At 60.3% G+C, this 23,205-nt stretch carries 16 protein-coding genes and 1 tRNA gene; 4 read left to right on the plus strand and 13 right to left on the minus strand.

Annotation, left to right across the window (positions count from 1 at the left end):
• Positions 1-65: 65 nt before the first annotated feature.
• The 5 genes from ABDK06_RS03730 to ABDK06_RS03750 all read right to left on the minus strand — a co-directional run bounded on the left by ABDK06_RS03730 (position 66) and on the right by ABDK06_RS03750 (position 3,986).
• Positions 66-353 carry a hypothetical protein gene (locus tag ABDK06_RS03730; protein WP_394939044.1) on the minus strand — a complete coding sequence of 96 codons (288 nt, stop codon included), beginning with the start codon at positions 351-353 and terminating at the stop codon, positions 66-68.
• A gap of 164 nt (positions 354-517) precedes the next feature.
• Entirely contained in the window at positions 518-883 is a 366-nt protein-coding gene (locus tag ABDK06_RS03735; protein ID WP_394939046.1) for a beta/gamma crystallin domain-containing protein, read from the minus strand.
• Between the two features lie 922 nt (positions 884-1,805).
• Positions 1,806-2,174, minus strand: a complete 369-nt coding sequence (locus ABDK06_RS03740; RefSeq protein WP_394939048.1) for a beta/gamma crystallin domain-containing protein — start codon at positions 2,172-2,174, stop codon at positions 1,806-1,808.
• A gap of 1,046 nt (positions 2,175-3,220) precedes the next feature.
• Positions 3,221-3,294 (minus strand) — tRNA-Met (locus ABDK06_RS03745).
• Positions 3,295-3,632: 338 nt separating this feature from the next.
• Positions 3,633-3,986 carry a beta/gamma crystallin domain-containing protein gene (locus ABDK06_RS03750; RefSeq protein ID WP_394939050.1) on the minus strand — a complete coding sequence of 118 codons (354 nt, stop codon included), beginning with the start codon at positions 3,984-3,986 and terminating at the stop codon, positions 3,633-3,635.
• Positions 3,987-4,052: 66 nt separating this feature from the next.
• Between ABDK06_RS03750 and ABDK06_RS03755 the strand changes: the two genes are divergently transcribed.
• On the plus strand, positions 4,053-4,280 hold the full coding sequence (locus ABDK06_RS03755; RefSeq protein WP_394939052.1) for a hypothetical protein: 228 nt from the start codon (positions 4,053-4,055) through the stop codon (positions 4,278-4,280).
• 226 nt (positions 4,281-4,506) lie between these two features.
• Here ABDK06_RS03755 and ABDK06_RS03760 read toward each other — a convergent pair whose 3' ends face one another.
• Positions 4,507-7,524, minus strand: a complete 3,018-nt coding sequence (locus ABDK06_RS03760) for a UPF0182 family membrane protein (protein ID WP_394939054.1) — start codon at positions 7,522-7,524, stop codon at positions 4,507-4,509.
• Positions 7,525-7,607: 83 nt separating this feature from the next.
• Positions 7,608-8,750 carry a YlbL family protein gene (locus ABDK06_RS03765; RefSeq protein ID WP_394939056.1) on the minus strand — a complete coding sequence of 381 codons (1,143 nt, stop codon included), beginning with the start codon at positions 8,748-8,750 and terminating at the stop codon, positions 7,608-7,610.
• Between the two features lie 196 nt (positions 8,751-8,946).
• On the opposite strand from ABDK06_RS03765, the gene ABDK06_RS03770 reads away from it, so the two are divergent.
• Complete coding sequence (locus ABDK06_RS03770; protein ID WP_394939058.1) at positions 8,947-10,317, plus strand: zinc-dependent metalloprotease; 1,371 nt, start codon at positions 8,947-8,949, stop codon at positions 10,315-10,317.
• Here ABDK06_RS03770 and ABDK06_RS03775 read toward each other — a convergent pair.
• Positions 10,266-10,877 (minus strand): M48 metallopeptidase family protein, encoded by a 612-nt coding sequence (locus tag ABDK06_RS03775; protein ID WP_394939060.1) that lies wholly within the window; start codon positions 10,875-10,877, stop codon positions 10,266-10,268. The two genes, ABDK06_RS03770 and ABDK06_RS03775, sit on opposite strands and share 52 nt — an antisense overlap.
• A 389-nt stretch (positions 10,878-11,266) precedes the next feature.
• On the opposite strand from ABDK06_RS03775, the gene ABDK06_RS03780 reads away from it, so the two are divergent.
• Entirely contained in the window at positions 11,267-11,548 is a 282-nt protein-coding gene (locus tag ABDK06_RS03780) for a hypothetical protein (protein WP_394939062.1), read from the plus strand.
• Between the two features lie 34 nt (positions 11,549-11,582).
• On the opposite strand, the gene ABDK06_RS03785 is transcribed toward ABDK06_RS03780, so the two are convergent.
• Positions 11,583-13,745 (minus strand): ATP-dependent DNA helicase UvrD2, encoded by a 2,163-nt coding sequence (locus tag ABDK06_RS03785; RefSeq protein WP_394939064.1) that lies wholly within the window; start codon positions 13,743-13,745, stop codon positions 11,583-11,585.
• Positions 13,745-14,680: an NAD(+) diphosphatase gene (gene nudC, locus ABDK06_RS03790; protein WP_394939066.1), complete on the minus strand. Its 936-nt coding sequence runs from the start codon at positions 14,678-14,680 to the stop codon at positions 13,745-13,747. Before nudC ends, ABDK06_RS03785 begins: the two co-directional genes overlap by 1 nt.
• A gap of 236 nt (positions 14,681-14,916) precedes the next feature.
• Here nudC and ABDK06_RS03795 point away from each other — a divergent pair, with 236 nt between their 5' ends.
• The gene (locus ABDK06_RS03795) at positions 14,917-16,092 is read left to right on the plus strand and encodes a macrolide 2'-phosphotransferase (RefSeq protein ID WP_394939068.1); all 1,176 of its coding nucleotides are present in this window, start codon (positions 14,917-14,919) and stop codon (positions 16,090-16,092) included.
• A gap of 37 nt (positions 16,093-16,129) precedes the next feature.
• Here ABDK06_RS03795 and ABDK06_RS03800 read toward each other — a convergent pair whose 3' ends face one another.
• The 3 genes from ABDK06_RS03800 to ABDK06_RS03810 are packed head-to-tail and all read right to left on the minus strand — an operon-like array spanning position 16,130 to position 23,078.
• Positions 16,130-19,462 (minus strand): ATP-dependent helicase, encoded by a 3,333-nt coding sequence (locus ABDK06_RS03800; protein ID WP_394939070.1) that lies wholly within the window; start codon positions 19,460-19,462, stop codon positions 16,130-16,132.
• On the minus strand, positions 19,459-22,677 hold the full coding sequence (locus ABDK06_RS03805; RefSeq protein WP_394939072.1) for an ATP-dependent helicase: 3,219 nt from the start codon (positions 22,675-22,677) through the stop codon (positions 19,459-19,461). The genes ABDK06_RS03800 and ABDK06_RS03805 overlap by 4 nt, the downstream gene beginning before the upstream one ends.
• Positions 22,674-23,078 (minus strand): MGMT family protein, encoded by a 405-nt coding sequence (locus ABDK06_RS03810; RefSeq protein ID WP_394939074.1) that lies wholly within the window; start codon positions 23,076-23,078, stop codon positions 22,674-22,676. Before ABDK06_RS03810 ends, ABDK06_RS03805 begins: the two co-directional genes overlap by 4 nt.
• Positions 23,079-23,205: the final 127 nt, after the last annotated feature.

Consider the following 23,205-nt stretch of genomic DNA (forward strand, 5'->3'; position numbering starts at 1 on the left):
GCCGCCTGAGCGCCTGGGCCAGAGACATAATTAAGCCAGAGAAGTATTTAGGTAAGAGAAGTATTTCATCGCTGAATGCAGCAGACGCATCGCAAGTGAATCACGTTTTTCGGGTGGATCTCGTTCACGGACTCAGGAAGCCCGCTGGCTCGCCGCAACGCAGGATCAGGTTCTCGATCCGGTCGAGTCCGCGGCACCATGATCAGGGCGAGGGTCTCGGTCCGGCCGCCATGGGCCTCTGAACTGACCGAGCCTGGTTGGTCCGCACCGTTCTCCGGGTCCTGCCGGTTACGAGAGTTCCCACTCCCGTAACCGGCCAGATCACCGGTTTCATATCCGAGATGATCGCTCATCTCCGCTTTATGAGAACGTTCTAACACCGCCTTCGTGAATTCTTTCAAGAACTTTTCACTCCGGCAGAAGAATCAGCGGCCTGACCGCTTCATCCCTGAAATCCTGAGCATAACTCCACTCTCGTAAAGAAAAAGAAGTAAACCCAGAACAAATCATTTTCTCACTACTTGATGGCGAGACCAAGAAGATGCGGCTCGTGCCCATCAGCCCAAGAAACATCGTGATAAGCATCAATATCGACGTATGAACCGTTGAAATCACGGTACTGGATATTGTTATTTCCAGTGGTGATACGGTCTGCCCAGACAGCATTGATGTCGTTGTTACCACGGTTCGCATAGCATGACTCGCCATAGACGTTGAAGTCGCTGTGCCAGTACAGGTGAACATAGTTCTTATCGAAGCAGTTACCGACCTCGTTCGCCGAGGCGGTGGAGGCTCCAACCGCCGGAACGGCTACCAGCACAGCACCAGCGACAACGGACGCAACCAAGGTCTTACGAGCAGCCTTCTTGAAATCAAATGCCATAATGATACTCCTTCGAAAAAATTATATTCAACGATTTAGCTCAACATCGAAACTTATAAATCAGTGAAACTTTTCATGCTGCAAGTGATATTCACTCGCTAAGAAGAGCATATGAATAGTTTGCTTCAAAAGTCAACAAAAAATAAATACTAGCCAAAGGGATAATGACTTCCATTTTTGAGGATATTTTCAGGACTCTTTGAGATAAATACCTGGCTGTTCTAATCAATTTCGGAGAATTCCATGATGAGAAAATGTTTTACCTGGGAAGAAGCGCCGATTTTACGCCACTCAACTTTTAGAACCGGCAATCGACCGGATGGGCACGGCGGTGCTTGAGGAATGAAATAAGGTCTCGGACATTCAAGAATCAGCGTACTGTGGGCGAGCCTGCCAAGAACCCGGGTCACCGTGGAACACGGCGACCCGCCAAGGACCGGACTTCGATCAGCCACTCACCACTCGTCGCTGGCTTGCCCCTCCACCGCACAGACGATCACGACGCCGGAAGGGCTATCAGCGATCATGGATGGCTCCAGAGGGCTTCACAGCGCACTATTCGCGAGTGCGCCGAGCAGCGTATCTGTCAGTAAGCAATCTTCTCGGATGGTTTAAAACTGATCGTCATCCTTCAATGTCTCCCCCAAGCATCGTAGTGAGAACTTCCGCCAGGATCACAGCAGAGATCCATCTCCTCACTTGTGCCAGGTCACCGAAGGAGCAATTGGCCGCACCCGGTGGCTCTCGCTTAAAAGCAAAGTGGTCCTGGCCAGTATTTTTACTGGCCAGGACCACTTTCTGAGCAACTAATCACACAGCTCTCGGGCTAGGCACCACGATCAGCGATCAGCAGGACCAAGCGGACGCCGAAGTGATCAGCGCAGATTAAGGGCTATGATTCGGCGGACTGCCGAGCGAACTACTACTTGATGTAGATGTTGGTGAGCTGCGGCTTGTTGTTGTAGGTCACGTCATTCCAGGCGTTGATATCGACCTTAGAGCCGTTGGCATCCGTGTAGGTGATGCTGTTATTGCCCGTGGTGATCCGGTCGGCCCAGACAGCGAGAACCTGGTTGTCTCCACGGTTGGCATAGCAGGAAACGCCACTGCGACCCGCGGGGCCGGCGACGCCGTCATGCCAGTACAGGTGCACGAAGTTTGCATCGGTGCAACCAACTTCGTTCGCTGAAGCAGGCGCAGCTCCAACAGCCGGAACAGCGACCAGTACAGCACCGGCGACAACAGAGGCGACCAGCGTCTTCCGTGCAACCTTTTTGAAATCAAATCCCATGATAAATTTCCTCCGAAAAAAAATTTAATTAATGATCTATGTAGAACAGTGAGACTTGCAAAATAACAAAAACATAGTGTGACTTTTCATGCCGTAAGTGCTTGAGCTATCCACTACGAAGAGCATACGAATCACTTGCTTCAAGCGTCAACAAAAAATCATCGCTGTTTACGTTTTATTTATTTATTGGAATTTAGAACTTTCATTTTTGCGGGAATTTTCAGGATTAATTCAGGTTGCCATAAGGTTACTCTGAAGTATTTTTGAGATTTTCGGTCGAACTAAACCGGTTTTAGTGACCGCTGGAACCGATGCGACTGAGGAGGTCGGCAACGTCAAGCACGCGCAGTCAAGCCCCCAGGAATCCAAGGCATCAGGCGGGCGGAGGCACCCCTTCTTTAGTTGATACTTCAAGCAAATGCCCGTCATACCGGGAAAAAATCCCCTCACGGGCACCTCACAGAATCTAGGACACCAGCCCTTGAGCAACCTGAAATTCTCTTGTGAAAAACAGAGCGGATTCCACCCAGAGCAGGCAGTCTTATCCTCATAAATTACCCTTGAGTAATAAAATCCGCAATTCCGAAAAACATGTAAATAAGCTGAGAATAAGCTGGACGTAATAAAAGTCATAAATGAGTTCAGATCGAACCTTTCGCTCCGAATAGCCGGTGAGAAGGTAGCAAAAAATACCTTCACTTAATAGTGATTGCTTAACGCATTAGTTGAGAGCGCGCGATTTTTAGAAATGCCCCCGCTCCAAGGCGTTGGAGTCCGGCCACGAAGCGGAGGCCAGATCACCCCGGGTGACTTCAGCGAAGTTTCCTCCCGCGGAGGGGCAGGACAACCCCTCCGGGATGATTCTCTGCCATCAGCCCTCTTGCCCGCTGAACTCGACCAGCCAGTCGCACCAGCCTGCTCAGCAGGTCTCGGAGGTACTTAGTGCTCAGTTCACTCCTCGGACGAGTTCAGAGAGCTCGTGGCGAACTCGGGTTAAAACAAAGTGGTCCTGGCCAGCATTTCTGCTGGTCAGGACCACTTTCTCGTTGCGGGGACAGGATTTGAACCTGTGACCTCCGGGTTATGAGCCCGGCGAGCTACCGAACTGCTCCACCCCGCGGCGCTATATCAACATTACCGGCTCTCCGCTTCAGAAACAAATCGAAGGTCCGGTTTCTTCTTTGGACGACGATTCAGGCCCAACTACTGGGGGGGGTGGTGCCTGAGGCAGGCTGCGATTGAGAACTGACGAATTTTGCCGCCCGACGAGGTCGAGCTGATGTTCAGTGAGCCATGCGGCTGCGCCCAGCATTCATGGTTAAACGTGATGGTGGTCTTGAACGGGTACATCTCCCGTTCAAGACCACCATCAGGCGGTGCTCGGTCTCACTGGACAAGCATTCTCACAAATCCCCCAGCGCACAAAATTATGCGTAATCTTCGGTGAGTAAAAATTTCTTAGAGGATCCAAATGGTATTGATGTGCGGCTCCTGCCCATCGGGCCAGATGGTGTAAGTACCACGCGGGAAATTCACCAGCGCGCCATTCAGGTCTTCATAGACGACGTCGTTGTTTCCAGTGGAGAGTGAATCCATCCACACATTGTTCACGTGATTTTCGCTCTTGTTCGCGTAGCAGGATTCTCCCCTTCCACCGAAGTCACTGTGCCAGGCGATGGACACGAAATTGACATCAGTACAAGGAACCTCGTTGGCGGTAGCAGCCCCGGCAGGGATAGCAACCAGGGCGGCACCAGCGAGTACACCAGAAACCACGACTTTACTGGCAACGCTCTTCATTGTGAACTTCATCTTGAACTTTCTCCCAAAGATTTAAGTAATAAAAATAAGCATTTATTTAGCTGAAATATTTATTTCATGCAAGCTTTTACCTTGCCACCAAGAGTATATGAAGGGTTACTTCAAGCGTCAACTGAAAAAATGGACTTTTGCGTTTTATTTATTTTTATAAATTTAAGACTTCCATTTTTGATGAAATTTTCAGGAAGCTGCCAGGATATTTTGAGAAAATTTCGAGGCGCCGGGAGGCTTGATGAGCTAGAGGTCTGCCAGCGGACGATTGAACATCTGGTCCGGAATACTTGAGAACGCCCTCCACTGAGGCGATTCTGGGCAGTTCAAGCTGAGCAAGAATCAACGAACAGCTGCAAAAATGATCAAGCGACTCACCATAAGGTCAGTAAAGCAACTGCGGCCAAAACAACCGGGGCAGAACCACGACCTCAGAGAATCGCGGATCTCGCTATCTCCTTGGGTGGTTCTGCCCCGGTCGGCAGCACAGAATAAACTCAGCTAACTAGGGACCCTCGCCCTAACTGGAAGGACTCGACGAGGCCGAGCTGGACGGCGTGGGCGTGGAGCTGGGCGGCGGCGTCGCACCGTTAGACGGTGTGGTACTCGTATCGACCCCTAGCTTGCCCTCGGCTGCCAAGGCTGCTGCTAATGCGTCGCTGAGCTTCTTCTGCGCCGTGCCATAACCCGCGAAGTCTCCCTTGGCGAGCGCTGCCTGACCGTCCTTGATCGCCTGGCTGGCGTCTTGCAGGGCCTGGGTCAGAGCGGCCCGCGCCGTCGGGTTCTCGCCCTTGGCCGGAGGCGTGCCACCCGGGCTAGCTGGCTTGGTGCCGGTGTTCCCGCTGTCCCCTGCCTTAGCTCCTGAGTCGCCGCCAAAGAGCGCGTCCAGAGCAGCGTCCAGCGTCTGAGCCATCTGAACCTTATTGCCGAAGGCCACGAGCACTCGCTGAAGCGTCGGATAGCTGCCCTCTCCCGTCGCCTGGATATAGACGGGTTGCACATAGAGCAGCCCCCCGCCGACGGGTAAGGTCAACAGATTGCCGTTCTTGAGTTGGGACTGTCCCTGTTTGAGCAGGTTCAGGTCCTTAGAGATCGTGGGATCTGAAACAAAGCTGTTGAAGACCTGCCCTGGAGCCGGCACCAGCGTATCCGTCGGCAAGGAAAGCAGGCGTAGCTTGCCGTAAGAGTCAGCCTTCACCCCGTCCTTATTACCGGCGTCCGCGTCAGCCGCCAGATAGCCATAAAGCACGTTCCGGGCATCGGCCCCCGGGGCGGTTTGCGGAATGAAGTTCGAGGTCAGCGAAAACGCGGGTTTGTCCTGCCCCGGTATCTGCAACGACAGATAGTACGGCGGCTGCTTGACCTGACCATTGGCCTCAGCCGGATCGTTGGGCACGCTCCAAGCATCGTTATTGTTGTAGAACTCGCTGGCGTTGGTCACGTGGTAGCGGCTCAGCAATTCGCGCTGCACCTTGAACAGATCCTCGGGATAGCGCACATGGCTGATCAGATCGCCCGACATCTCGGAGATCGGCTTCACCGTGGTCGGGTAGATATTCTCCCAGGTCTTCAGGATCGGGTCCTTATCATCCCAGGCATATAGCGTCACCGAACCGTCATAGGCATCGACGGTGGCCTTAACCGAGTTACGGATGTAGTTGATCGACCCGGAGCCCAGGGCCCCTGAGCCGGTCTTCGCGGTCAACGAATCGGTGGTGGCAGAGTCCAGCGCTTGCTGCTGTGAATAGGGGTAAGCACTGGAGGTCGTGTAGCCATCGACAATCCACTTCACCTTGCCGTCCACCACGGCCGGGTAAGGATTGCCATCGATCGTCAGATACGGAGCGACCTTCTGGACTCTTTGCACCGGCGTCCGGTCGTAGAGGATCTGGGATTTATCGGTCACGCTGCCGCTGAGCAGCAGATCGGTGGACTGGAACTTCATCGAATACAGCAACCGGTTGAACCAATTGCCGACGTCGGGCCCACCATTGCCATCAAAAGTGTTGAGCGAATTGGAATTGTCATCCCCAGCCTGCGGGCGATCGAGCTCGATCGGCTTCGCACCGTCCGGAGCTCCCACAATGGAGTAATCGGTGGTGTTCTGGCCGAAGTAGATGCGCGGCTGATAGCTGGTGTCGGTGCCCAGCTTGCCATTCGAGGGGACCCCCGATTGCAGGAAGACCGGTTTGCCGTCGGCCGTCGCGGTATTGCCATAGGCAGCCACCACGCCGTAGCCGTGGGTGTAGACCAGGTGCTTATTAACCCAGCTCTGCTGTGCCACCGGAATACCGCCGGGGTTCAGCTCGCGCAGGGCGATCACGGTGTCCTGCACCTTGCCGTCAATCGTATAGCGATCGACATTGAGCGTCTTCGGGAAGCCGTAGTATGCCCGGTATTGCTCCAGCTGCTGGAACGTCGTGGAGACCAGGTTCGGGTCCAGCAGACGGATATTGGCTGCCGTGGTGGCATCCTTGCGCAAAGCGCCCGGCGTCGCCGTCGTGGTTGCCGCATAAGGAATGACCTGAACATCGCTGAGCCCGTAAGCGGAGCGTGTCATATCAATATTCCGCTGAATATAGGGGGTTTCCAGGCTTGCTTCGGAAGGGCCGACCTGGAACTGCTGAATAGCCCAGGGATAGATCCCACCGGCCACGATCGCGGTGATGATCAGCATCGCGGTGCCGATGATCGGTAGACGCCAGCGACCGATCACGGCGCTGAGGATGAACAGCACAGCGACGATGCCGGCGGCGATCGCCAGAATGGCCTTGGTGGGGATCACCGCATTGACATCCGCGTACATCGCACCGGAACGCAGGCCACCGTTATCCTGCAGGGTGCTGTAGCGATCCAGCCAGAAATTGAAGCCGAGCAGGATCAAGAAGATACCCGCCATCACGGCGAGCTGCACCTGGGCGGCGCGGGAGGCGAAGATGCCCCGCTCCTGAATCCGAATCGCACCGTAGAGATAGTGCGTCAGCAAGGCGACGATGCCGGAGATCAGCACCGCGGAGATGAGCAAGCCGGAGAGGAAGCCGAGGAACGGCAAGGTATTGGTGTAGAAGGCGATATCCAAGCCGAATTGCGGGTCGGTCTGGCCGAAAGGCTGCTGGTAGAAGAACAGCAGCACCTTCTGCCATTGCCCTAATGCGGCCACTCCGGCGAACAGCGCGAAGACCAGCGGGACGCCGATCATCATCACCTTGCGCACCGGCTCCAGCTGCTGCTGGTAACGGTTCAGATTGCTCTGCGCTTCATTGTCCGGAGCGTACACCGGCCGCGAACGGTAGGCGATCCGGATCGAGATGAAGACCGCAACGAACATCAGCGCAAAGGCCGCCAGAAAGATGAGGCCCTTGGAGATATTGGTCTTCCAGAAGACATCCTGGAACCCCAGCTGATTGAACCAGAGGATCTCGGTATAGACATTGGCGAAGAAGACGAAGGCGATCACCGCCAACACCAGGATAATCAGGGTGGGCAGCAATGCGCCGCGTCGCCGCTGCGGTGCGGTTGTACTTTGGCCGGATGTCACAGTGAACCTCTGTCGTAGCTGATGGATGAATCAAAAAAGAGTCTGGTTATGCCACGAATGGCGAACAGCGAGGGTTCCACGGTTCAGCCACCCGCTGTGCAGGTCGGCAGGCCGGAGGCGTCTTTCCCGCTCGCGACCAGGGTGACGGCGTCATAAGCCTCTTTGAGAGTGCTCACCTTGACCACTTGCAGACCCTCCGGAACATGGCCCACCACCTCTTGGCAATTTGCCGCCGGTGCCAGGAAGACCGAGGCTCCGGCCGAGCGTGCACCGACCATCTTCTGCGGAATGCCGCCGATCGCTCCGACATTGCCTGCGGCATCGATGGTCCCGGTACCCGCGAAGTGCTTACCACCGGTCAGATTTCCCGGCGTCAGGGTGTCGATGATCCCTAAGGCGAACATCATGCCCGCGCTGGGCCCACCGATGTTCTCCAGTGAGATCTTGACGTCGAAGGGGAAGGTGTATTTATAGGTCAGCAGAATCCCCAGGTAATAACGGTCCTCACGCTTCTGCGGAGTGATCATCACGGTGACCGGCGCACCTTGGCGCAGTACACCGAGGGCGGCGGCTTTACCCTGCCCATCAGCCAGCACTTTCTGCAGACTCGCCTGGTCGACGATGGGCTGGCCGTCGATGGTCTTCAGGGCGTCACCGGGCTGTAATTTACCAGCGGATGGCGAACCGTCGGAGAGCGAGGAGACAAAGAGCTCCTGACGGTAAGGAATCTTCAGCTGCCCCAGCGCCGCCGCGGTGGCCAGATCTTGAGAAGAGGACATGTCCGCGGCGTTCTGCGAGTTAATCTGATCCTTGGTCGCGCTCGGAGGATAGATCAGCTCCACCGGGTACACCGCCTGCTGGGGGTCCAACCAGGAGCGATAGACATCGAAAAGACTGACCTGGCTCTGCGGACCACCATTGAGATAGACAGTCACCAGATCGAGCTGGCCGGTGGCCGGATAGCTCTGGTGACCGCTCACCGAAATGATCTGCTTGCCATCTTCGCTGCCCAGGGTGTTCAGGGTGGGGCCAGCGGACTCAATGACATAAGGGGCGGGCAGCACCACCGCGAGCAATGCCAGCAGCAGAGCCAGCACACCGGAGACAGCCATCGCCACGAAGCGGCCATCACGCGGCCGCTGCGGAGCCGCTGCGTAGTAACTCAGGTTCCCGGAGGGCGGTGGAAAGCTCCCTGGCGCAGGGGTATCGGTGTGCGCCTGACTCAAATCGACTCCTTGGCAGTGCTTCAACAGTGCTTAAATCTGCTTTGACCTTGGCTCTAGCCTACGTTGTCTGGCTGTGTACCTGGCTTTCGGTGGCTTGGCCTAGAGCGAACGGAAGGCTTCTGGCGCAGACAAGCGGCGGCGGCAAAGGTAGCTTGAAAGGTATAAGTTCCACAGTCAGCCCAGCCAAGGACTCGCGATGACCAACGACCCAGCTAAAAACGACGACGATCAGGATCCGTTACAGGAGATCCTGGCTCAGCTGATGGGCGGCCGCGGTCTGGAGGGCATCGACGCGGCGGCACTCGCCAAGGCCGCGGGGCTGCCCAATGACCCGCAGGTGATGCAGCAGATGTTCGCTCAGTTCCAGAACATGATGAACTCGCCTTCAGAGGGACCGGTCAACTGGCAGCTGGCGCACGACAATGCGCGCCAGGCCGCAGCCGGCGGGGATCCTTCGGTGACTCCTGCGCAGAACCGTGAGGTCGACGAGGCATTGCGGCTCGCCGAATTGTGGCTGGATCCGGTCACCGACCTGCCCAGCACGGGACTGATCGGCAAGGCCTGGTCACGCGCCGAATGGGTCGAGGAAACCTTGGGTACCTGGAAGCGGTTGACCGAGCCAGTGGCGAACAGCATCGCCCTGGCCCTTTCCACCACGCTTCAAGAACAACTGCCCGAAGAGATGAAGTCGATGATGGGCGGTGCGGCTTCTGCACTGCAGAACATGGGTGGTGCGCTCTTCGGTATGCAGCTAGGGCAAGCGGTGGGAGCACTCGCCAAGGAGGTGGTGTCCTCCACCGATATCGGAGTGCCACTGGCCGATCTGCAAATGGCGCTCTTGCCTGCCAATGTCGCGGCCTTCGGCGAGGGTCTGGACCTGCCGGAGAATGAGGTCCGACTCTTCTTGGCGCTCCGCGAGGCCGCTCATGCGAGGCTTTTCGTCCAGGTCCCCTGGTTGCGAGGGCACCTGCTAGGAGCCATTGAAGCCTATGCTCGCGGCATTCATATCGACACCTCAAAAATCGAAGAACTGGCCCGCGATCTGGACCCCGCCGATCCGGAAGGCATCCGGGAGGCGCTCTCTCAGGGCGTCTTCATGCCGCAACGCACCGCCGCTCAGGACGCCGCCCTGGTCAAGTTGGAGACGGCTCTCGCCCTAGTGGAAGGCTGGGTGGACGAACTGACCTTCGAAGCTGCCGCGCAGCTCCCCTCGGCCGCGGCACTGCGTGAAACCGTACGACGTCGCCGGGCCACCGGTGGTCCGGCAGAGCACGCCTTTGGTTCCTTGGTCGGCCTGGAATTGCGTCCGCGCCGGCTGCGCGAGGCAGCGACGCTCTGGGCCGCGCTCAAGGAGCAGCGCGGCATTGCGGGCCGAGACGCGATCTGGAAGCACCCCGATCTGCTGCCCACCGCGGAGGATCTGGACGATCCGAGTGGATTCAGTGCGCGACGCGAACTGGCTGAGGCTTCGGACTCAGCGGTGGATGAAGCGCTGGAGCGCCTGCTGGACGGTGGCTACGATTCTGATGATGATTCCTCCGGCAATCCTCCGGAAGACCCTAAATAAGCCTCGGGCTCTGCGCTGAGGCCACGGGTGCTGGCGAAACTCACACCCTCCAGAAACGCCTTAGCCCGCTCGGTGTGCGGGTAGCCTGCTAGCTCCCGCCAGAATTCCGGGCTGTGTGAGGCGACCAATAAGTGCGCGAGTTCGTGGAGCAGAACATAGTCCACCACCCAGCCGGGCATCCCCTTGAGCTGTTCGGAAAGCCTGATGCTCTTTTCCGCCGGGGTCGCCGAGCCCCAGCGGCTGCGCTGATTGCTCACCCAGCGTACGGAGACCGGTTGCGCGCGTCCGGCCAGGTACTTTCTGGACAGTTCCTGAGCTCGCAGCAAGAGTTCCGCATCGCCCTGGGCCGGACGACGGCGCTGCCCGCTGGACTGCAGGCGCTGCACCATCTTGGCCACCCATTCGCGCTCTTGACTCGCTGAAAAATGCGCGGGCACAGCTACCACCGCCTTGCCCTCTTGCCAGAAAGCACTGACGGTTCGACGTCGTCGCGCGGAGCGGCGCACGTACACCGGGAATCCATCCGCGGTGCTCAGACCAGTAGCGATATCGTCGGGCACCATTTGACTTTACCCGGCCGAAGCTGTGCGTTACGAATAGCAATCCCCTGAGCTTAAGGGGACGGCAGGAGGATGCTGCTACCCACGCCCACCGAATGGAGGTTTCAGTGGGCGTGGGACGGTTTAGCCCAGTGAAACCCGGATTCAGTGGGGATGACCCCCAAGAAACTAAAAAGATAATTTATTGCATAATCTACAGTCCGGCCCCTCCGCCCCAAGAGCACTCACTTCTGAGAAAAGACAAAGAGTCATGATGACGATGCCATCGATTGTCGCCACTCTGCTGATAACAGGATTAGCTTTCGGGGCCTGGGCAGAGCTGATGCAGTAGTCCCACGATGCTGAAGCGAGTGCCGTGAAGACCGATTTGGCGACGCTCACCAGCACTTTTGCCGAGGTCAAGCAGGAAAAAGCCGCTCGCTGCTTCCCCTGCCGCCGCGCGAGCAGCAACCGCCTGCCAAGCAGCGGCTAAATCCCACTCAGCAGCGGTCGCCGCCGCACAAGCGCAAGCCGCGGCTGCGGCAGCAGCCCAACAAGCGGCCCAGCAACAGGCAGCCCAGCAAAAGGCACCAGCCCCGGCTGCTCCCCCGGCGTCCGACGGTGGCGGTGGTAAGAATTGCACGACTCAGATGATCTGGACTCTGTTCGGCACCCAGGTGGTCTGCATCTAAAAATCATCTTCGGAGAGCCAGCAGGACTGCTGGCTCAGTTCTGCGGCTGAGCACTCAGAATCGCCAGCACGGCCTCGCCATAGCGCTCTATTTTACTCGGACCGATGCCCGCCACCGCGGCGAGTTCTTCCAGCGAACTCGGCATGATCTCGGCAACAGCCACCAGAGTGGCATCGGTAAAGATCATAAAGGCCGGTAGCTGAGCGCTCCGGGCTTCTTCGAGCCGCCACGCGCGCAGCGCCTCGAAAGTGGCTTCCTGATAACTGGCCGGGCAGTCGGAGCAACGGCCGATCTTCCGCTCCGCTCCGCTGTTCAGAGCCTTCCCGCAGACCCGGCAGAGCGCCGGAGGCTTACGGCTGGCGGTCCGCGAATTCGCCGCCGCTGCGCCTGGTCGGCTGCGCGCGAGAGCAGAGGTTCCAGGACGCAGGCCATCCAGGAATCGGGAGGGCTTACGATGGGCTCGTCCGCCGGGAGTCCGCGAGAGGGACCAGCTGAGTGCCAAGTGCTCCCGGGCACGGGTGATGCCCACATAGAGCAACCTGCGCTCCTCATCGATGGTTTCAGCGGTATCGGCGAAGCTGATCGGCATCAGTCCTTCGCTCAGCCCGACCAGGAACACCGCGTCCCATTCCAGGCCTTTGGCTGAGTGCAGCGAAGCCAAAGTGACGCCCTGCACGGTCGGGGCGTGCTGAGCGGCGGAACGTTCCTGTAGCTCAGCGACGAAATCGACGAGCCGGAACTCACCGCCGCGTGAGCTCGCCAGTTCATCGGCCAGCGACACCAGGGCGGCCAGCGACTCCCAGCGTTCACGGACCGCACCGCCGCCGGAGGGCGGCTGCTCGGTGTATCCCAGGCTGGCCAGCACATCGCGAACCTGCTGAGGGAGAGCCGGGGCGGGCTCACCACCCGATTCCGGATCGGCGTCGGCACGGGAGGCCGCGCGCAGCGAAAGAATCGCATCGCGGACTTCCTTGCGAGCGAAGAACCGTTCCCCTCCTCGCAGCTGATAACCCACTCCGGCGGCGCTCAAAGCCTGCTCATAAGCTTCGGACTGACCGTTGGTACGGAACAGCACCGCAATCTCAGCGGGCTGGACGCCGGCCTCGATCAGCGCCCGGATTCCCTTGGCCACACTGGCCGCCTCAGATTCATCGTCGGCGCATTCGGTGAAACTCGGAGCCGACCCCGCGGGCCGTTGCGCGATCAGTTGAAGGGGTTCAGACCAGGCGGCATCGGCGCCCTTTCCAGCGGGACGGCGAGCAGCCAGCAGATGATTGGCCAAGTGCACCACCTGCGGAGTGGAACGGTAGTCCCGCACCAGCTTGACCAACTCAGCAGTGGGGTATTTCCGGCCGAATTCCAGCAAGTGCTTCGAACTGGCCCCGGTGAACGAATAGATGGTCTGGCTGGCGTCCCCCACCACGCAGATCTCTTCTCGACCGCCCAGCCAGAGATCGAGAAGCCTCTGTTGCAGAGGTGAGACGTCCTGGTACTCGTCCACCACGAAATGCCGGTACTGCTCGCGGACGGTGGCTGCTACCCGGGCGTCCTCCTGCAAAATGCCGACGGTGATCAGCAAGACATCCTCAAAGTCGATGAAATGACGATCGGTTTTGACGTCTTCATAGGACTGGAAGACCCGGGCGATGGTGCGCAAATCAAAGCCCGCCGGATTGCCGCGTTGCTGGGCGTGGCTCAGGTAGGTCTCGGGAGTGAGCATCGAGACCTTGGCCCATTCAATCTCAGCCGCCAGATCTCGCACCGTGGCTCGGTCGGTATTAAGCCGCAGACGGCGTGCCGCTTCCGCGATGGTTGCCGCTTTGTGCTCGAGCAGTTGAGGGAGTTCGCCGCCGATCGCCTGCGGCCAGAAGAACTGTAATTGCCTCAGCGCAGCGGCGTGAAAGGTTCTGGCCTGCACCGACCCGACACCGAGATCTCTTAATCTGCTGCGCATCTCAGCGGCGGCCCGGGCGGTGAAAGTCACTGCGAGCAAACGTTGCGGCTGGTACACCCCGCTGTGCACGCCGTAGGCGATTCGGTGGGTGATGGCCCGGGTCTTTCCGGTTCCAGCACCCGCCAGCACACAGAGCGGCCCGCTCAGCGTGGTGGCAACCAACCGCTGATCCTCGTCCAAACCTGCCAGAATCCGTTCTTCGAGGCTCAGTTCCTTCAGCTCGGAATGAATCTGCCCGCTCATTACTTACCCGGCGCATCCTCGATGCGCCCGCCATACCAGTGCTCAATCAGTGCCCGGGCGATGGACACCCGATGTGAGATGACCACTTCACCGCTGTTCACAGCGGCCACCAGCTCCTCCTTGCTGAACCAGCGAGCCCGGGTGACCTCAACACCATCCGGCTTCGGCTCGACGTCGTCCGTAGAGGCGATGAAGCCGAGCATCAGCGAGGCCGGAAAGGGCCAGGCCTGAGATCCCAGGTAATTCACTGAGTGGATGCGCACCCCGACCTCTTCAGCGATCTCCCGGACCACGGCCTGTTCCAGAGACTCCCCCGGCTCGACAAAACCAGCCAGCGTGGAATACCTGTGTTCTTCCCAGCTGGCACCGCCGCCGAGCAAAAGTCGTCCGTCCGCGCCGACGACCGCCACGATAATCGCCGGATCGGTCCGCGGGAAATGATCGGAACCATCCTGAGGGCAATGCCGCACCCAACCCGAAACCTCGATGCTGGTCGGCACACCGCAGCGCGGGCAATGGGTGTGCACCCGATGCCAGTTGAGAATGGCATTGGCCTCAATCAGATACTGCGCATCGGCGAGCGTGAGTTGCGCCGCTACCTGACGGAAATTCAGCCATCGGGCATCTGCTGGGGCGCCCAGGTCCTCGGGACTGAGCGCCTCGCGGAGTTCAATGGTGAGCAGTTCCGTCCCCGCGGGCAGCGTCGAGTCGACCAGACTTGAGCCGAGGTAGACGGAGAAATCACTCTTGCTCAGAACCTCGACCGGAGAGTAAACCAGAGCGGCGTCGTGCACCAGGACTTTACCTTCGTGTACGACGAGTACCCGGGTGGCCGGATCCGCGCTCAGAGAGCTGATGAATCCTGGGTCCTGACGCCGTTCATTACCTCGGTCGATCACGGATTGCTGCCAGGACAATGCCTCAAGGGGAGTCATAGTCCTACCGTACTGATTCGGGCCGACAATTGATATTCCATGCGCTTTTCGAAGGAGACTCATTGAGGGTCAACTTCTGCGGTGCTCTACTCGCGGAGTTTCCAGCAGTGGCGAATCACAGGATACTCACGAAATCCCAGCCGGTCTCTTACAAAGAAATCAATGAATCAGGTGAGTTCGCGCGACTCGCCGCAATGACTCTCGGCTATTCCGACGCCTCGCCTTACGGTGGAAAGGTGAGACGTACACCTATGGAACTTGCCGCCGTCGCGAGCGCTGCCGTGCCCGGCCTCACCCTGACGGCTGCCGCCTATCAACCTGACGACGCCGCTGACTTTGACTCCGCGGTGCTCCTGGATGCGGATCGCAAGCGATGGCGGGTGCGTGCCCCCAAGCACCTCGAGGCCAGTACTCGGCTAGAGACCGAGCTTCAAGTACTGCGCGCTTTCTCACCGGCGGTGCGGGCCGAATTGCCCTTTCTGCTGCCAACGGTCGCTGGGACTCTGCGGATCGGCGAACTCACCACTTTCGTATACTCCCATCTGGCTGGCCGGGTGGAGACCGTCGAGGACCTGGTGTCGGGCGGCCGAGCTGTCGCCACGGAGATCGGTGCTGCGATGGCCGCGATCCACGACCTGCCCATCACTCTGGTCCAGGGGGCCGATCTGCCGGTCTATTCCGCCAATGAGTTCCGGCAGCGTCGGCTCAATGAGCTGGATCAAGCGGCCACGACGGGCAAGATTCCAGCTGCTCTGCTGCGGCGCTGGGAACACGCCTTGGAGGATGTCGCACTGTGGAAATTCAATCCGAGCGTGGTGCACGGCGACCTCCACGAGGACAATATCCTGATGCAGGATCAGCGGCTCATTGCGATCACCGGCTGGACCGATCTGCGCGTCGGAGACCCTTCGGATGATTTCGCCTGGCTGACCGCGATCGAAAACCAGGACTTCGTGACCGCCGTTCAGGAGAGCTATGCGGCAGCCCGGCATGAACTCCCTGATCGCCATTTGAATCGCCGGGCCGCGCTCTCCGCCGAGTTCGCGCTGGCTCAATGGCTGGTGCGCGGCGTTTCCGCTGGGGATCAGCAGATGGTTGACGAAGCAGAGCAGATGCTGCACACTCTGGAGGCGGATATCACCCAGTACGGTGGGCAGCCGATCAGCGTTGAAGAGCCCTTGAAAGCTTCAGCAGCTGCCTTTGATTCATCGGAGGCCGGAAGCACTGATTCCAAAGTCACCGTCGAGTCCATTCCGCTGAGCCAGGCTGAAGCAGCTGAGGTGGATTCCCAGGAGTCTGAAACAGCTACCGAACAGACAGCATCCGCTGATGCTGCCTCTGAAGCGAGCCCGGCTCAGGACGATACCGACACCACGGCGCTCAAGGTGGTTTCACCCAGTCAGCCGGGCTGAGCGCTCCCGGTTCGGTTCAGCAGAGGCTGGGCAGCGCTCAGGCGCGATAGGCCTCGGTGATGATGCGTTCCAGCTCTTCCTCCCCAGCGAGGTCGTTGACCCGGATGGTCTTGTTCTGGCCGACGTAGTAGAAGGCCGCCCGCACCCGGTCAACCGGCACCTTTTTGAGCCTCGACCAGGCCAGGCGGTAGATCGCCAGCTGCACGGCCCGCACCGTGAGTTCTGAGGCATTGGGCACTTTACCGGTCTTCCAGTCCACCAGTTCCCAATCGCCTTCTGGACTGTCCTCAGTGTCTGGAGTGTCCGGGCTGTTTGGGGTGTCCTGGAAGACCGCGTCGATCCGGCCTCGCACCACAATACCTGCCACCTTAGTCTCAATCGGCACCTCGACATAAGCGGGTTGCCGATCCGCCCATTCCGAGGCGGCGAAATTGTCTTTCAGCTCCGAGAGCTGATAGCTGTCCTCCACAAATTCATCAGCGGCTGCCAAGAAGTCTCCTAGATCCAGCTGGCCTGCTGCACCGTAGAACTGCTCTACCCAGGAGTGGAAGGCCGTCCCCTTCCTCGCCGCCGAACCTGGCCTGCGCGGCACCGGCCGGCGGATCTGTCGGATCACGCTTTCTGGGTTGGCCCGTAATTCCATCAGAGTGGAAGCCGAAAGATGCCCGGGAAGTTCGATCTCAAGGGTCTCTTTCGCTGTTTTCCGTCGTTCCAGCAGCCCCCTGGCTTCGGCTCCCCAGCGCAGACTGCGCTGCCAGAGATCCGCCACCGGATGTTGCCAGGCGTGCGCAACCCGTTCGGCGGCGGCTTCCACTGCGGCCCGGCGGTTGGTCGATCCAGGCTGAATCTTCTCGCCCACCGTGAGCAGAGGGCCTTCAAGAGGGTCATAAGGCCATTGCGCGCTGGTCGTCATGGCCAGCCCGGGGTTCTCGGCGGGAAGCTCCTGGTCCTCTGGCCAGGGGTGTTCCACTCCGGGCGGAGCAGAGAACTGATCGGTCTGCCGTAGCTCCTCGATAAAGGCCGAGGTCTCGCGAGGCGTGGCTGCGCTACCCAGCCATTTCGAGCTGCTAACCATCAGGAAATCCCTAGCTCTGGTGTAAGCCACATAAGCTAGGCGGCGTTCCTCGTCCTCGCTGTGCACGCGGACTTCATCGGCGAAGATCTGTTCTGCGGTGAGCCAGGACTTCTGATCTGAACCGTCCAGATCCCACTCCGGGAGATCGGCGACGTCGCCCCGCAGCGGCCAGGGTAAGGAATGCGAGCGTTTGCTCCACCGGTCGATGCGCGCACTCGGAAAGACTCCCGCCGAGACGCCCGGAACATAGACCTCATCCCACTCCAGGCCCTTGGCGGCGTGCACCGTGAGCAGTTGCACGGCCCCTGGATCGACATCGATGGATTGCAGATCCAGGCCGCGTTCTTCCTGTTCGGCGGTTTCCAGCCAGGAGAGGAAAGCCAGCACATCCACCCGCTCGGCGCTCTGCAGGAATCCGGCGGCGGCATCCGCGAAAGCATCCAGGTGGTGGCGGGCACGGTGATAGCTGGTGCCGGGTCGCGCCGCCAGCTCGATATCCAGCAGCATGCTGCGCTCCACCTCGCTGATCAGGCTGAGCAGATCCTCACCGACCAGGGCACGCAGCGAGCGCAGTTCGTCGCGCAGCAGCAGCAGCCGGCGTCGTCCTTCGGCGCTGAGCTGCCGGGCCGCAGCGGGCCAGAACTCCGGCTCCAACGCATCGATCGCCTCCACCAGGCTGGCGGCCTCCACGGTGTCCTGAATCATCTCATCCTGGGTTCCGCCCGGCGGTGCCTGACTCTCGCCCTCCACAACGCGCGCGGACTGAGCCGACCGACGGTGACGCCGGGCGAGGTACTTCGACCAATCGGCCAACGCCGCAAGATCGCTGACTCCTATCCTCCACCGAGCGCCCGTGAGCAGCCTCATGAGTGAATCGGAACGACCGGGGTCAACCAGTACCCGCAGCGTGGCCACCACATCGATCACTTCCGGTGTGGCCAAGAGGCCGCCCAGGCCAAGGATTTCGTAGCCGATTCCCCGAGCTTCGAAAGCAGTTTGAAGGCTTTCGAACTGGGTACGACGACGGCATAGCACCGCGATGCTGGACGGCTGAGTTCGCTGCGAGAGTGCGGCTGAGCGCCGCTGTGCAATGCGTTCCGCGATCGCTTCGGCCTCCTCAGCCTCGGTTCCGAATCTGGCCAGTTCCACCTCGCCGCGGGGAGCAGCCGGACGGGGCCGCAAGGGAAGCAAGGGGACGGCGGAGCCTGCGTGCTGTTCTTCGGCCCGGCGGTTGAGTTCAGCCGACATCACATTGGCTGCTTCCAGTACGTGCAAGGAATTGCGCCAGGCCACGGTGAGCGCCGCCGTCCTGGCTGGCTGGCCATCCCGACGCCGGAAGATCTCCGGAAAGCGGAAAAGCTGACCCGCTGAGGCTCCGCGGAAACCATAGATCGACTGGTGTGGATCGCCGACCGCGGTGACCGGGTGACCCTGACCATAGAGCGCGGAGAACAGACTCAATTGGGCATGGGAGGTGTCCTGGAATTCATCGAGCAGCACCACTTTATGACGATCCCGCTCCTGTTCGGCGACCGCGGGCATCTGCTGCGCGATCCTGGCCGCCAAGGCGATCAGATCACCGTAGTCCAGGGCGTTTCGCTGATTCTTGGCCAGCTGATAACGGTTGACCAGCTCGGCGACTCGCGCCCGGGTACGGAACATCGCCTGTAATTTATTGGCCTCCAGAGAGCTGGACCTGCTGCTGCCCTCCAGATAGGGCAGTTCCGCGAAGCGATCCGCTAAGCCATCCAGCAGTTCTTCGACCTCACGAGGCTGCCGCAGATGCTCCGAGCACTCCCCCGCGAGCGCTATCACGGCCTGTACCAGCGTCGAAGCGGCACCGTCGAAACTGTCGGTGAGGTCGCCGTCATAAGCTTCGACCAGCTGAGCCGCCAATTGCCAGCACTGCGCGGGGCCGAGCACCACGGCGTCTTTCTCCACGCCGAGCCGCAAGCCATAATCGCTCACAATGGTCTTGGCATAGGAGTGGTAGGTGGAGATCTCGGGTTCCAGGTCGAAGCTCAGGCCGCGGGCCCTGGCCAGTTCCTGAAGCTGCAGGCGCACTCTGGCTGCCAGCTCACCGGCTGCTTTGCGGGTGAAGGTGACTCCGAGAATCTCCTCCGGACGGGCCAGCTCATGGCTGACCAGATACACCACCCGATCAGCCATCGTGGTGGTCTTCCCAGAACCTGCCCCGGCGATCACCAGCATCGGCTCGAGCGGCGCTTCAATGATCAGTCGCTGCTCCTCGGTTGGTTGGCGGGTTCCTCTAAGCTGCGCCGCTTCCTGGCTCATTCGGTTACCTGCTTACCCCGGCACAGCGGGCAGATCTCGGGGAAGGGACAGGAACGCCCGCCATCGCGCTGCGGGTCATGGATCGCCGCGAATTCCGCCGCGGACATCAGCACAGCGGCCTGCTGCACCATGGGAGTCGCCCAGTCCTGATCGCCTTTCAGGGCCTCTTGTTCCTGGACCGATACTTTGACCGTGTTACCACCGAGTTGCACCAGGGCCGCTCCTCCAGGCTCGGCCTGCTCCCCTGAGCGGTTCAGCTCCTGGAAGGCGCCGACGGCAACCGCCACCTGGTAGGCACCCAGCTGCGGATGCTCCGCCACCTCATCGGCCCTGGGCTTGCTCTTCCCGGTCTTCAGGTCGATCACCACCAAGCGGCCCTGCCCATCGAGCTCTAACCGGTCGACTTTCCCGGTCAGCGCTGCCACCCGCGCACCCGCGATCTGCACCGCGAACCCCTGTTCCACGGCGAGCAGGGATCGCCCCTCTGCCGACATTGCGGCAATATAGCTGGCGAGCTTGCCGAGCATTTTCTCCGCTCGTTTCTTATCCAGCTTCTCCTGCCAGTTCTTACGCAGCCCGAGGCTCGGCCAGCGCCGCTCCAATTCTTGGAGGTACTCACCAGCCGTGGCGTGAGGAAGGTCCTGGGCGATGCTGTGAATCAGAGTGCCAAGACTGCGGGCAAAGTCCTGTTCCGCTTCACCGCCCGCCGCCTGAATGAACCAGTTGAAGGGTGAGCCCAGCACCGTTTCGATCTTCGACGGAGAGACCGGAACTACGTCTTCGGCGGGCAGCACCGGCTGGGTCGAGCTGAGCGGAGCTAACCCCCACCACTGGGCTGGAGCGGCGCCCTGCACACCCTCGCCGGCCAGAGCCGCCAAAACCTGGGCAGCCTCGGCGGCGTCCCGGTTGCTCTCGTTGGCTTGTCGCAGCTCCGCCACCAAAGAGCGAAGATTCTTGGGACGGCGTACTTCGGTGAGCGGACGACTCGGCTGAGCCTCACTGGGCGGCCAGGGATCCACCAGGTCGAGGAAGTTCGAGGGCTGCTCATCCTCAGAGGAGACCGCTGCACAGATCAATTGCTGGGACGCCCGGGAGATCGCCGCTGAGAAACTCCTCAGCTCGTCATAACGGATATCCCTCATCCGCTGGGCAGCGCTCAGCTGGCGGGCTCCAGCAGACCCCAGCTCGAGCACTTCGACCAGGTACTGGCTACCCAATAATTCTCCGCGCAAGCGGTTGTTCGGCCAGATGCCTTCCTGAACCCCGGCGACGATCACCACCGGCCACTGACGACCAGCTGCGCTGGCGGGAGTCAGCACTTCTACCGCTTCGCCCGATTGAGCTCGCGCTGCTAGCGTGTCCATCGGCAGTTCCTGGCCGAGTAGATACTCCAGAAAAGCCCGCGGGCTGGCTGCCGGAGCCTGGTCGACATAGCGTTCCGCCGCCTGGAAAAGAGCCATCATGGCATCCAGATCACGGTCAGCACGGGCGCCTGAAGCATCTTCGCGCAGTGCCGTGACCGCCCATTCCTCGCTCAGCCCTGCGGTGTCCCAGAGCGCCCACAGGATGCTCTGCGGGTTGGCATCGGGTTTGTTCAGGGCTTCCCGGCCAGCCTGCAGTACCCGGGCGATCCGGGCCGCCGTCCGCCCATCCAATCCGAGCGCTGTCAATTGAGCCGGCCGGGCCAGAGCCTCGACCAGCAATTCATCGCTGCTGCGCCCTCCGCCAGCGGCTAGCTCTTCGGCCCGCAATGCCTGACGAAGCCGTCTGAGTTGCACTGAGCTCATCCCGCAGATCCTGGAACTGAGGAGTTCCACCGCACGCTCCGCGTCGAGCAGTTCCGGGTCCAGGGCGAGTTGATAGGCGGCGAGCAGGGGGCGTACCGCTGGCTCATCCCGGATCGGCGTCTCAGCCGCCGGAACGCGCACTGGAATGCCGTGCGAGACCAGATAACGCTGAATGGCCGACACCTGGGCTCCGGTGCGCACGATCACCGCGAGCTCGGTCAGCGAACGCCCGCCGTCGAGGGTCAAGTGCAGGATCCGCTCAGCGATGAACCTGCGCTGCTGCACTTCTGAACTCAGCAGGGCGCAACTCACCGCGGGTTCTCCGGCTGGCAAGGCTGCTCCTGCGGGCTCACTCAACTTTTCATCCGAGACCGCCAGTTGACGAGCTTTGTGGCCGCCTTTGCTCTGCGCAATCCGTTCTGCCACTCGCTGCCAGGCCGCAATCAACGGGGCACTCAGCCGGAAAGAACCGCTCAGCACGGCCTCCTCCGCTTCCAGCTCATCGCGCAACTCGCCCACCAGATCGGGCCGGGCACCGCGGAAGCCCTGGACGACGACGTCTGGGCAGGCGGTGATCAAGGCGTCCTTCCCGGTCACCAGTTGTCGCAAGAGCTGGTGGGTCGCTCGGCCCAGTTCCTGGACGTCGTCGATCAGGATGAGATCGAATCTCTGTCGTTCCTGCTCGCGCCACTGCGGGTGGTCTTCCAGAACCTCGCTCGCAGCACGGATCATCCCGGCCGGATCGAATTGTCCCAGGTCCTGAAGTTCGATCAGATCGCGGTACTCACTGAACAGTCTGGCAGCAGCCTGCCAATCGGGCCGGTCGTTCTGCAGGCCCAGTTCGTTGAGGTCCTCGGGGCTCAGCCCGTTATCGTTCACCCGGTCGAAGAGCTGCCTGACCTCCTGCCGGAAGCCTCTTGTGCCCAGGGCCTCCCGCAGTTCTTCGGGCCACTGCGGGCCAGGGGCCAATCCGGTTTGATGCCCTTGCAGTAATTCCTTGATCAGCAGATCCTGCTCCGGACCGCTGATCAGCCGTGGCGGACGTTCGGGGGCGGAACTCGGCAGGACCTTTTCGACCTGAGCACGACGCAGTATATCGAAGGCGTAGGAGGCCCAGGTGCGCGCCGGAGAACTGCTCATGGTGCCCTGCAGCCTGGCACTCAATTCATCTCGGAGCCGGGCGGCAGTGAGCCTGCTCGGGGTCAAGAGCAACAGCCTGTCGGGCTCGATGCCTAGTTCTTCAACTCGGTGAACCGCGGCCTCCACTAAGAGCATCGATTTCCCGGTTCCCGGCCCACCCCAGATCAGCTGAGGGCCGCTGCCCGGCGGGAGTTCCACGATGGCTCGCTGCTCAGCGTTCAATTCAGGCACGATACGCTGCCCGGACGCCGGAGGAACCAGGCGGAGCGAGGGGATCTGCGTGCTCATGGAGCAGTTATCTCATCGGGCTCAGACACCATGCGGAAACGGGGTTCGAGTTTGCCGGCGATGGCATCGATCAGCTGCCATTCAGCTTCGGTTGGCTGCCAGCGAGCGCGCGGCATATCAACCCGCCAGGAGGCATCCTGGCCCGTGGTCCTGCCGCGCAGCGGAGTCTCTTCAAGGCGGTACTGGGTGAGGGCAGTTTGGTCGTGCCCCTGCAATGGCTGCCCGCTCGAACGCAGCACTCGCCACCAGGCGACCGCTCCGCCCTGGTGGGACATCACGCTGCCCACCTGGCGAGGTCCGCCGTCACCGAGCAATTCCGCAAGGTCCCCGTAAGCGAGCACCTTGCCAGGAGGAATCAAAGCGGCGAGTTCAAGAACCGCCTCAATATACTCGCTCCGCATCCTCTAAGCCTATCGTTCAGGGGTCCCCACGCCGAGCCCGCGAGGCGAAGGGGTAGAACGATAGGCGCTATCCCCATGCCTTCCCAAAGCTCGTTCCTCGTTTCGGGTCCCTCGGCCCGTGGGCCCA

The sequence above is a fragment of the Psychromicrobium ferritrahens genome (genome assembly GCF_043789415.1).
In the GTDB taxonomy this organism is placed as follows: Bacteria; Actinomycetota; Actinomycetes; order Actinomycetales; family Micrococcaceae; genus Renibacterium.